The organism is Bacillus fungorum, assembly GCF_002746455.1.
GTDB classification, from domain to species: domain Bacteria; phylum Bacillota; class Bacilli; order Bacillales; family Bacillaceae_G; genus Bacillus_A; species Bacillus_A fungorum.
In genome coordinates this window covers 1-10,169 of the sequence record NZ_NWUW01000058.1, presented here as the reverse complement: position 1 = coordinate 10,169, position 10,169 = coordinate 1, and the positions used below count along the sequence as shown (strand labels likewise).

Below are 10,169 nucleotides of genomic sequence, written 5' to 3'. Positions count from 1 at the left end.
TGTCTCAAGCAGGTGCAGGATGGCCTGGAGCTTATGCGAACATTGGTATTAGCGATGGCATGGAAAATAATGAAATCAAAAAATCTGTGTATTGGGAGTTGCAAAGAAACGGACTAAGTGTTCTAAACGCTAATGATTACCATGTTTTTTATGCTGGGAATGGGAATTGGTATTTTAGACGAGGAAAGGCTGGGTTCTATCAATCCACGTTAGCTATTGAAGATAATGGCGCAGACGCAGATTTAAGATTGCCGAACGTCACTTTACGTAATAGCCGTGCAGCAGGATATACAGGAATTATCCAACTAAAATCCGCTGTTACTCAAAATGGTTGGGGTGCTATTCAAGGGAATTTTATGACTCCTTCACTACGGGAATATAAATCCAATATTCGTGATGTTTCTTTTTCCGCCTTAGAAAAAGTTAGAAATCTTAGAATCAGACAGTTTAATTATAAGAATGCTGTAAACGAACTTTACCGGATGAGAGAAGAGAAACCTCCTAACAATCCACCCTTAACAACAGAAGATATTAAAACATACTACGGTTTAATTGTAGATGAATCTGATGAAGCGTTTATTGATGAAAGTGGTAAAGGAATTCACTTATATTCATATGCATCACTTACAATCAAAGCCTTACAGGAAGTTGATACAACAGTACAGGAACAGGAGGTAGAAATTGCAAATCTAAAATCACAAGTAGCTAGTCAGGAAGATCGGATAGCCCGATTAGAAGAGTTATTACAACAATTAATTGATAAGAAACCAGAGCAGCCATAAGCTGGTCTTTTTTTATTGCCTAAAAAGGGGTGGTGGCGGTGGAGCAAAAAGAGTACGAACGTATTGCGAAGTTAGAAGTTCATCTTCAAACAATGAATGCTGCAGTTAAGCGAATAGAAGAAAAGTTAGACTATAATCAAAAAAATTATATGAAACGTACCGAAATAGACGAAATGTTTAAGTTTCGTGATCGGGAAATACGTGACTTGAAGCTAGCGCAAGAAAAGTTGGAAAGCAACAAAAAAGCAAATATATCGATGTGGATTTCAGGACTGTCATTGGCAGTCCTTTTATTATTTAACATTTTAAATTTTCTTAAATGAAAGGGGGTGGTTACATGAAAAATTTAGATAATGCGTCAATTACACGTTACATCATCTTGGTTATTGCCGTAATTAATAGTGTTTTGAACTTAGTCGGTTACCAGACAATCAGCAATGAATTAGCAAATAACATCGTAGCCGTAATTACTGGTGGTTATGCATTGTATATGGCTTGGAAAAACAACTATTTATCTAGTAAAGGTTTGCAGCAAAAAGATGTATTGGAGAAACTTAAATTAAAATAAAGGGGACTTTATTATGGGACAAATCGTAGATATTTCAAAATGGAACGGTAACATCAACTGGCCAGTCGCAAAACAGTATTTGGATTTCGTAATAGCACGTGTGCAAGATGGTTCAAATTATGTAGATCCACTATATAAAGGATATGTACAAGCGATGAAGCAACATAGAATACCATTTGGCAACTATGCGTTCTGCCGTTTCGTTTCAATCGCTGATGCAAAGAAAGAAGCACAAGACTTCTGGAGTCGCGGTGACAAAAGTGCAACCGTTTGGGTGGCAGATGTAGAAGTGAAAACAATGAATGATATGAGAGCAGGTACACAGGCGTTTATCGATGAGTTATATCGACTAGGGGCTAAGAAAGTCGGATTATATGTTGGCCATCATATGTATGCACCTTTTGGTATGGAAAATGTAAAGAGTGACTTTGTATGGATTCCGCGCTATGGTGGTAACAAACCAGCATATCCTTGTGATATTTGGCAGTACATGGAAACAGGAAATGTACCTGGTATCGGGAAATGCGACCTTAATTCACTTGTTGGGAATAAGTCACTATCTTGGTTTACTGGAGCGGGGCAGAAACAAGAGCAAGAGCAAGAACAAGCGCAGGTACCTAAACAAAATATTATTCAAACAGGAGCATTTTCGCCGTATGAAGTGCTTAATGCCATGCAAGCTCTTACCTCGTTAAAGATGACTGGTAAGTTTATCCTTGAGCCGAATGGATTAGCTTATATCGTTACAGATCCTACTTCTGATGTGCAATTGAAAGCTTGCGAAGAGTGGTTATTACGTCTTGGTTGGTATTACGAAGCTAAGTAAAACGAAAGAATAATTTGTGTTACCGCAAGTTCAATATGCGTGAAAGTAAACTAAAAACAGGCTCCTAATACGGGAGCCTGTTTTTTATTTAGTATTAAAATACACTTTTTGCATACCTAATGTTTTATAAACAAATTTGAAATCATCATTCTTTTTTATGTATTGTACAGAATAACCTTCAGCTTCAGCACCTTTAAATACTTCACTTTGTAATGGTGTCGGAATAACCGGATGATGCTCTGTATCCATTTGATATACTTTTCCATCTGCAGAAACATATTCTGTATTCATAATATCAGTAGAATGATATGCGAAATCAGCTGTATCCGCATCAACTACTTTAGTTTTTACTTTTACCAGAACATATTCCATATCATCAGCAGGAGCTTTATTGAATTGATTTTCCTGTTGTATTAATTGCCATGCTTGTTCCCCTCGGAGAATCTCTTGAATAGAAACTTCGACTTTTGCCTTATAAGCTTTTGAAGTTGCTTGGTCAAAAATTTTGTCTTCAAAAGTTGCTGATTGCCCCATAGCTACAGGATTTGAGCGAGAGCCAGTTTTTGATACTTCTTGATTGTTTTCTTTTTTAGGTGAAGAGCTTGTTTGTTGTTCTTGTTTCGGTTCAGAATCTTTCTTTTTAACTTCTACATTTGAAGATTCTGAGCAAGCGCCAAGTACACTTGTCATTAATGCACTTGCAGCTACTACCTTAATTAAATTTGTTTTCATCTAATTTCCCCCTAATATATGTATAACTTCGCTTGTAATTATACCAGATTAATAAGAAAAATTTTACAAAATTTTAATTGATAAATCATTTTTTGTAAGAAAAAAAGCCAACCCGCCAAAAAGGTTAGCTTTATGAATTCATCATATGAATGAGCTTATCACCATCGATCAACTCAATGTTTTTATTCGCAGCATATTGCCTTGCATTCTGATTGAAGTGACTCAGTGTAACAAAATATCCTCCAACAGCATCCGCATCTACAATGGCGCTATGAAGCTTCTGAATAAACGGTCTGCCAATAGAGCTCTTTGTATAGCGTTTTACCTCAACGAATTTCAAATCATTCCCTTTACGTAGGATAATGTCTTTTCCACCATCATTAGAACCAGAAGTCACCTGAACTTTATAACCAAGAGAGCGAAAGAGGTCGGCTACAAAGTATTCAAATTCTCTTGGATCCATCACTTCTAAATGACTGCGAGTTCCTTTCACTTTTTCACGGTGAATACGAATATCCTCACGAGATACTTCTGGTGCCTTCATTATGGCTCCGATGAGAAAAATACTTGCAAGCAACAAAATTGCCCACATCATACAAATCACCTCAGTATGAGTATGTCCTGATGAATGAGATTAATTTAAATTTTTGTAGTCTCTAATTTTGTTTTATGTTAAAATCCATTGGGTATTTATTATTAATAATTATTTTGGAGGATTTATGAGCAATCAGAACGACAACAAGACAGACAGTTTTAAAGCAGTGCCAGTAATAATTTTAGGATTATTCTTACCAATCTTTCTGCCGGCATTTTTAATGTTAGGGTTAGGAAAATGGATGCCGAATGAAATTCAATATTCAGGAGCGATGTCATTATTCATTTTATCTATTGAAATGTTTATAATAGCGGCTATTTTTACGAAGATTTTAAGTTTGGTTGGTTTGTCTGAAATGAAGTTAGATGAATTAGGATTTTTAGGTTTTACAATATCAATGGTTACTTCATTTTTAGCAATGTATGTAGGGTATTTTTGGATGACCAAAAGTGGTTTAACATCAGTTGAATTAACGTCGAAAGGTATCTTAGTTATTGCTATTGTTGCAACAATTATTTTGGCATTTTTATTAAAAGTGTTAGAAAGAATGGATAAAAATGAAGTGAAACAGTGAAAAAGACGGTGTATACCGTCTTTTTATTTTTTATCTTCCTCAACCCAAATGTCTTCTACATGCATATTTAGAGTTTTTGCTATTCTAATTGCCACTGGGAGTGTAGGGATACTTTTTTCATTTAAGATTAAACTCATTGTGGAACGCTGGATATTTACTTTTTCGGCAAAGAAACTGTACTTTATCCCGTTTTCGTCCAAAATACTTCGTAATTTACAGCGCAAGCAAATCACCTCATTTTTGTTTAAAGTTCAACACATTTTTGAACATCCCTTTAAAAATAAAATTCTAAAGGACAGGCAAAATCCCTTCTTCTAAGTCATATACCTTTATCAAGACCACGGGGAATACCAAGTGGAATCAGGGACACCAAGAAGGGAGAGGGCGTATATGCGTTGGCAATATTCACATTTAAACGAAACGCCTTACCTGTATCCATCAAAAGAATTAAGAAGTATGTATAAGGGTTCTAGTGGCAAAAAAGAAACGAATGCAATTGTGGATCACATGGAAAGACATGAGGTTTTTAACAATCGTGAATATAAAGGTTATTACCGTTTATCTAACGATATTAAGGAGGATTTATACGAAGATGAGGATGAAGTGCTTGATTGGGGAGATGTCATTAATGAGTATCAACCGGTTATGACACCGAAGGGATTACAACTCATTCGAAAAGAGGGGTTCAAATGACAATTGTAGGAGAAGCAGTAGTGGTATGGACTGCAACTGGCTTGTCAGTGATTACGATGAAGGTCGCAGAAAAAATGGGGCAGAGTGTTCCACTTTGGCTTCCACGTATGACCATGTACACAACGCTCACAGGCTCGTTCTTGTATCTTCTACGTTATGTTCTTTTCACGTTTCTATAAGGGAATAGCAACATGGAATTGCGGGACATTTACAGGTCGTTAACATATAGCACGTACGGGAGTCTTCCAAAAATAAGGGATATATACCCTTATAAAGGGTATATGGGGAGTGGAGAAAATGATTGAATTATTACTCGTTCCAGCTGCAGGTTTAACAGTGGCATTATTCGGTGAAAAGTTCAAAAATAAAAATGATGATAAGCGAAAAATACAGGTTTTTTTTGAGGTAGCTGGTATTGCGATCAAAAGAAATAATGAAGAAAAATTACAATATCCAAAGTTCCAAAAACAAATTGATGATGATCGTAGTACGACTTATGTATATACCTTACCGTTAGGGATGCCAAGTAAAATCATTCAGAAGGTAGAAGATGTTGTGAGTGAGGGGTTAAGTAAGTCAGTACGGATCCAGTACGATAATTATAAATTGAATATCCGTGTATTCCATAGAGAGATACCGAAGAAGTGGAATTGGTCAACAGGATTAATTGAAAAAGGAAAATGGCGTGTGCCAATGGGGCAAAGTTTAGAAAAACTTATTTATCACGACTTTGATAAAACGCCACATATGACATTAGGTGGATTAACAAGAATGGGGAAAACAGTCTTTTTGAAAAATGTAGTTACCTCTCTTATTACAGCACAACCAGATCATACTCATTTGTATATTATCGATTTAAAAGGCGGATTAGAGTTCGGGCCATATAAAAACTTGCAACAAGTAGAGCTGGTAGCAGAAACACCTGTGCAAGCATTCATAGTATTGGAGAACATCTTAAATAAGATGGAAGAGAAATTGAAATACATGAAAGAAAATAGATACACAAATGTCGTTGAAACAAATGAAAAAGAACGGTTCTTTGTAATCGTAGATGAAGGGGCTGAATTGTGCCCGGATAGAAGCATGAAGGAAAAACAAAGAAAATTATTAGGTTCTTGTCAGCAGAAACTTTCTCATATTGCACGTATTGGTGGAGCGCTGGGTTTTAGACTTATCTTTTGTACGCAGTATCCCACTGGAGATACACTACCACGTCAAGTAAAACAAAATGCAGATGCAAAATTAGGTTTTCGTTTGCCGACTCAAACTGCATCCGAAGTAGTTATTGATGAACCAGGACTAGAATCGATACAGAGTATTCCAGGGCGTGCGATTTTCAAAACAGATCGGCTCACTGAAATTCAAGTTCCCTATATTAGCGATGAAATGATGTGGAAACATTTAAAAGAATATGAGGTGGAAAAACATGAACATCCAGAGCCATATGAAAATCAACCGTCAGATGGCGATACTTGCGACGATTAGAAAGCTACAGTTTGCAACGAGAAGGCATTTGATGAGTGTGCATGATATGGGCGGTATCCGAAATGCAAACAGAATTATGGGTGATTTGAAGCCGTATTTGAGTAAGACAATGCAAGGGAAAGAGTACGTGTATTATCTCAATAAAGAAGGGCATGCCATGTTTGGGGATGATGGAAAGGTAGTATCAAGAGGAAAATTAGCTCATGCATTATTACGAAATGAAGCATGGTTACACTTATATTGTCCTGATGATTGGCAAATAGAAACGAATATACGTTATATAAGGAATAAGGAAAAAAAGAAAATAGTACCTGATGTGAAGTTTCGTGATGAAGAAGGGATACTCCATGCAGTCGAAGTAGATCGCACGCAGAAAATGAAAGTGAATGAAGAGAAGTTGAAAAAATATGAAGAACTTACGCAAATTTATAAACAGAAGCATATTGGGAAAATGCCAGTGATTCATTTTTTTACAGTGACAAAGTATAGGGAAATGAGATTAGAAGAGTTAGCAGCTAAGTACGATGTGTTTGTGAAGGTGTATGTGATTACAATTATATAAAGGAAAAATAAAAAGAAACAGCACTTTTGTGATGATATATATTGTTACAACCTTTAGAAAACAATTATAGTTTATCAAAATCGATAATTTCATATCAAAAACACCATCCTTTCTGTATATTTCTACAAAAAGAATAGCGTTTTTTTGTTTTATGGATGCAATTTCCCTTTAGCTTGATTGTGATGTGGTGCTACCCCTAGAATAAGGGTTCATTTTTTCATTTTTGGAACATTAATCTCTTAACTTGATGGACATATGGTGTATCCTCGACTGGAGAGAAATCTTCATGGGGTTTTTCTTAAGATGAGCTAACTACATAAGTACACGTCCAGCATATGGTTTCAAAAAGCCAACACCTTGTATCATTATGGCTGGTCCTGAGTTATATACGGGCAATTCAGCGAGTTGCTTAATGATGTTGTAATAACTGATGACTTCTTTATTTGTATATTCTCTGCCAAGCTTTGCCCATTGGACATTACCTTTGCCCTCCCAAGCATTCTTAACATGTATACTTTGCGGATAAAGCACAGGTTGGCTCAACTCTGCTCCGGGAGCACCGACTTTGGGGATATAGCGCCAACCCAAAACTGATTGATTTACATTACCGGCTTTTATTTGCTCTAGCTGTTGCCCTCTAATTGGCTGTGTCTGAACCATCTCAAGTTGCAGAAATGTGTTTCCTAAAAAACTAGCGTTGGTGAAATACTTCTTATGTGAGGGAATGTGAAGATCTTGAATGTCAGCATAAATTTTTGGCATACCAGTTTGTTCTCTTCCAGCTATGATTGGAATGGTGTTATTTTCCCAAATAACTAGAGGAAAAGATCCTTCTAATTGGTCACGTTTCCCATGGAAACGGACCGGCACCTGAATCGAGATTAGATTATAACTTCCTCCAAACAAGAATTCAACCTGACGTAACTGTTGGTATGAAATAGTCAATTCTGGCGTTAACAGCTCGAATCCTTTAGGCAGATAGTTGGCTAACCGGTTTCCATCAGTGGTGAATGTGAAGGTGATGCTTACAAGATCGTTAATACGGTAACTGTAATTAGGGTCAAAAGCAAGCCCTCCAAACCATGGCGGCATAAGATAAGTTTTATTTTCGTTAAATTTAAACATGCTAACCTCCTTTATTCATGTGCAAGTTTATTGTATTATCCAATGCTTGCAGCTATACTCTAAATCTTTGTTTTAAAACTTTGAAATCCTTCCGTAGATTCTGAATCCCCTAAAGGCTATTACATATTATTCTTTGAAATTAGAAGTGCTTGTACTTTTAGTGCCTTTTCCACTGGGTATTAACAGTTCTGGTATAAATATGATTTATTAGAAACATAGAACCTTAATATCCTTTTCATCCATGAATTACGATGCTAATCCAAACAATTTATGTATGAACTCAACTTCATTAGTTGTCTACGGAAATTCGATTCATTTTTTTCATTTTGGGGAACAAGGGATTTCTTAAGTTGATGGGCATGGGGTAGTACCACACATCCATCAAGCTAAGAGCACTAAAAAACATATGTAATAAAATAGAGTTTTTTCGCCTAAACTTTCGATATTCTACAAGAATATTAGACATATTCAAATAAGCCTTCGCAGACCTATTTTTAAAAATTTCATTATTCTACGCAGCACATGATTTCTGTGTACACTCATATACGACACCCAGGATATCAAATACTGTTTTCTTCTTATACCGATGGGACTTCCGACCATTTTTCTCAATCAACTGTAAGATTTGCTGGAGGACTTGTACAATGTCTTCTACATCCTAATGCATTATGAAGGGCGCATAAATAAGTGTTCAGGATTTATATAAGCAATGCTGGCACCCAAGGGATGAACTAAGTTATCTGAAGCAATAGCCCCCTTGAAACCGAATAGGAGAGCAACATTTCAAATAATGTTCCATGATATAACTATCTATGTAATATAACTATGTTTGAACAAGGAGATGGGAGCATGAGTAAGTTAGCAGGCAAAATAGCTTTAGTTACAGGATCAAGTCGAGGAATTGGGCGCAGTATTGCGTTGCGTCTGGCACAAGAGGGAGCCTTTGTCGTCGTTCATTACGCGAAAAGACGTAATGAGGCAGAAGCAGTTGTTCACCAGATCGAGCAAAGCAGAGGAAATGCTTGCGCGATTGGTGCTGACCTTAGTACTCTAGATGGTATTCAAGATTTATTTACTACTTTGGATGACACTATTCGGGAATATATGGGCGGTGACGGATTCGATATTCTTGTCAACAATGCTGGAATTGGTCAAATTATCAGTTTAGAAGAGACGACGTACGAATCATTTGACGAGGTAATGAAGATTAATGTTAAAGCACCACTTTTTGTTACTCAACAAGCTTTGCCACGTTTAAAAGATGGAGGACGCATTATTAATATTTCATCTTTTGTGACACGTGCAGCTTCTCCAAGTGTCTTCACGTACAGTATGTCCAAAGGTGCTATCGACACATTTACGCGCCTTCTAGCCAAACAACTAGGGAGCCGTAATATTACGGTAAACGCCATCCAGCCTGGAATTATTAATACAGAGATGAATGCTGAGACTTTGGAAAACCTTGATGGACAAAAATATGCGGCTGGTCTTTCAATCTTCAACAGATGGGGAGAACCCGAGGATGTGGCAGATATTGCCGCCTTTCTGGCTTCCTCAGACAGCCGTTGGGTAACTGGTCAATTACTCGATGCAAGTGGCGGATCTCATCTATAGAACCTGTAAGATAACAAATTTATAAGGATCTTCAAATGAAGGGATCCCAAAAATTTAGACATATATTTTAAGCAGTTACTTAGGAATGAACTCTGTATTGGACAGGACTCATTCCTTTTTATTTTCTTTTAATTCGTTTGTTATTGTAAATAGGAGTCCTGTCGCATTGCTATCAAGTTAAAAAATCTGTTGTTCCCCAAAACGATAAAAATAAACTTAGGTACTATAAAAACACAAAATTTCCATTTAGGGGGTATTTTGTTTTGTTAGCTTGATGGCGATGGGGTAGTACCACACGCCCATCAAGTTAAGATTTTAAAGTACCCCCTAAAATGAAAAAATACGCTATTCTTTCTGTAGAATCATAGGAAAGGATGGCGTTTTTGTATGTCTATTACTGTATCTGATGAATTACAACTATTTGCTCAAGAGATTCAAAGCTGTTTATCTCCAAATATCTTACGAAATCTTGCTAAAGATGATTGTTTTGTACAACGAACCAGTAAGTACCAAGCAAAAGATTTAGTCGCTTTATGTGTATGGGTGAGCCAAAATGTAGCGATGACTTCTTTAACTCAGTTATCTAGCTGTTTAGAAGCATCAACAGAAGTAC

The 10,169-nt window shown here is 36.6% G+C and carries 14 protein-coding genes and 1 pseudogene; 11 read left to right on the top strand and 4 right to left on the bottom strand.

Features of this window, described 5'->3' with window-relative positions; all coding sequences use genetic code 11:
* The 4 genes from CO726_RS29625 to CO726_RS29610 all read left to right on the top strand — a co-directional run.
* Positions 1-782 (top strand): tail fiber domain-containing protein (locus CO726_RS29625; protein ID WP_169513110.1); only part of this gene is annotated, 782 nt, incomplete at its 5' end.
* A gap of 38 nt (positions 783-820) precedes the next feature.
* Positions 821-1,105 (top strand): hypothetical protein, encoded by a 285-nt coding sequence (locus tag CO726_RS29620; RefSeq protein ID WP_099686676.1) that lies wholly within the window; start codon positions 821-823, stop codon positions 1,103-1,105.
* Positions 1,106-1,119: 14 nt separating this feature from the next.
* Positions 1,120-1,350, top strand: coding sequence for a phage holin (locus CO726_RS29615; RefSeq protein WP_099686675.1), 231 nt, complete (start codon positions 1,120-1,122; stop codon positions 1,348-1,350).
* A gap of 13 nt (positions 1,351-1,363) precedes the next feature.
* Complete coding sequence (locus CO726_RS29610; RefSeq protein WP_099686674.1) at positions 1,364-2,176, top strand: GH25 family lysozyme; 813 nt, start codon at positions 1,364-1,366, stop codon at positions 2,174-2,176.
* 84 nt (positions 2,177-2,260) lie between these two features.
* Here CO726_RS29610 and CO726_RS29605 read toward each other — a convergent pair whose 3' ends face one another.
* Both CO726_RS29605 and CO726_RS29600 read right to left on the bottom strand, forming a co-directional pair.
* A complete protein-coding gene (locus CO726_RS29605) occupies positions 2,261-2,908 on the bottom strand; it encodes a hypothetical protein (RefSeq protein WP_099686673.1) in 648 nt (215 codons plus the stop codon).
* 130 nt (positions 2,909-3,038) lie between these two features.
* Entirely contained in the window at positions 3,039-3,503 is a 465-nt protein-coding gene (locus CO726_RS29600; RefSeq protein ID WP_136699904.1) for a restriction endonuclease, read from the bottom strand.
* Between the two features lie 124 nt (positions 3,504-3,627).
* Between CO726_RS29600 and CO726_RS29595 the strand changes: the two genes are divergently transcribed.
* Entirely contained in the window at positions 3,628-4,077 is a 450-nt protein-coding gene (locus tag CO726_RS29595; protein ID WP_099686672.1) for an epimerase, read from the top strand.
* A 23-nt stretch (positions 4,078-4,100) separates the two neighbouring features.
* On the opposite strand, the gene CO726_RS29590 is transcribed toward CO726_RS29595, so the two are convergent.
* On the bottom strand, positions 4,101-4,310 hold the full coding sequence (locus CO726_RS29590) for a helix-turn-helix transcriptional regulator (protein ID WP_342750879.1): 210 nt from the start codon (positions 4,308-4,310) through the stop codon (positions 4,101-4,103).
* 157 nt (positions 4,311-4,467) lie between these two features.
* Here CO726_RS29590 and CO726_RS29585 point away from each other — a divergent pair, with 157 nt between their 5' ends.
* The 4 genes from CO726_RS29585 (at position 4,468) to CO726_RS29570 (ending at position 6,817) form a co-directional block, all read left to right on the top strand.
* The gene (locus CO726_RS29585) at positions 4,468-4,770 is read left to right on the top strand and encodes a hypothetical protein (RefSeq protein WP_001267638.1); all 303 of its coding nucleotides are present in this window, start codon (positions 4,468-4,470) and stop codon (positions 4,768-4,770) included.
* Complete coding sequence (locus tag CO726_RS29580) at positions 4,767-4,949, top strand: hypothetical protein (RefSeq protein ID WP_000156985.1); 183 nt, start codon at positions 4,767-4,769, stop codon at positions 4,947-4,949. Before CO726_RS29585 ends, CO726_RS29580 begins: the two co-directional genes overlap by 4 nt.
* Positions 4,950-5,067: 118 nt before the next feature.
* On the top strand, positions 5,068-6,255 hold the full coding sequence (locus CO726_RS29575; protein WP_099686670.1) for an FtsK/SpoIIIE domain-containing protein: 1,188 nt from the start codon (positions 5,068-5,070) through the stop codon (positions 6,253-6,255).
* The gene (locus tag CO726_RS29570; protein WP_099686669.1) at positions 6,197-6,817 is read left to right on the top strand and encodes a replication-relaxation family protein; all 621 of its coding nucleotides are present in this window, start codon (positions 6,197-6,199) and stop codon (positions 6,815-6,817) included. The genes CO726_RS29575 and CO726_RS29570 overlap by 59 nt, the downstream gene beginning before the upstream one ends.
* A gap of 312 nt (positions 6,818-7,129) precedes the next feature.
* Here CO726_RS29570 and CO726_RS29565 read toward each other — a convergent pair whose 3' ends face one another.
* On the bottom strand, positions 7,130-7,942 hold the full coding sequence (locus CO726_RS29565; protein WP_099686668.1) for an acetoacetate decarboxylase family protein: 813 nt from the start codon (positions 7,940-7,942) through the stop codon (positions 7,130-7,132).
* Positions 7,943-8,791: 849 nt separating this feature from the next.
* Between CO726_RS29565 and CO726_RS29560 the strand changes: the two genes are divergently transcribed.
* Complete coding sequence (locus CO726_RS29560) at positions 8,792-9,556, top strand: SDR family oxidoreductase (RefSeq protein ID WP_099686667.1); 765 nt, start codon at positions 8,792-8,794, stop codon at positions 9,554-9,556.
* 387 nt (positions 9,557-9,943) lie between these two features.
* A pseudogene (locus tag CO726_RS29555) lies at positions 9,944-10,169 on the top strand (IS4 family transposase); the annotation flags it as partial.

What these genes read in the sequence shown, in the direction of transcription:
- CO726_RS29615 (WP_099686675.1), top strand. Translation starts at nt 1,120, where the DNA reads ATGAAAAATTTAGATAATGCGTCAATTACACGTTACATCATCTTGGTT.
- CO726_RS29610 (WP_099686674.1), top strand. Translation starts at nt 1,364, where the DNA reads ATGGGACAAATCGTAGATATTTCAAAATGGAACGGTAACATCAACTGG.
- CO726_RS29605 (WP_099686673.1), bottom strand. Translation starts at nt 2,908, where the DNA reads ATGAAAACAAATTTAATTAAGGTAGTAGCTGCAAGTGCATTAATGACA.
- CO726_RS29600 (WP_136699904.1), bottom strand. Translation starts at nt 3,503, where the DNA reads ATGATGTGGGCAATTTTGTTGCTTGCAAGTATTTTTCTCATCGGAGCC.
- CO726_RS29595 (WP_099686672.1), top strand. Translation starts at nt 3,628, where the DNA reads ATGAGCAATCAGAACGACAACAAGACAGACAGTTTTAAAGCAGTGCCA.
- CO726_RS29585 (WP_001267638.1), top strand. Translation starts at nt 4,468, where the DNA reads ATGCGTTGGCAATATTCACATTTAAACGAAACGCCTTACCTGTATCCA.
- CO726_RS29580 (WP_000156985.1), top strand. Translation starts at nt 4,767, where the DNA reads ATGACAATTGTAGGAGAAGCAGTAGTGGTATGGACTGCAACTGGCTTG.
- CO726_RS29575 (WP_099686670.1), top strand. Translation starts at nt 5,068, where the DNA reads ATGATTGAATTATTACTCGTTCCAGCTGCAGGTTTAACAGTGGCATTA.
- CO726_RS29570 (WP_099686669.1), top strand. Translation starts at nt 6,197, where the DNA reads ATGAACATCCAGAGCCATATGAAAATCAACCGTCAGATGGCGATACTT.
- CO726_RS29565 (WP_099686668.1), bottom strand. Translation starts at nt 7,942, where the DNA reads ATGTTTAAATTTAACGAAAATAAAACTTATCTTATGCCGCCATGGTTT.
- CO726_RS29560 (WP_099686667.1), top strand. Translation starts at nt 8,792, where the DNA reads ATGAGTAAGTTAGCAGGCAAAATAGCTTTAGTTACAGGATCAAGTCGA.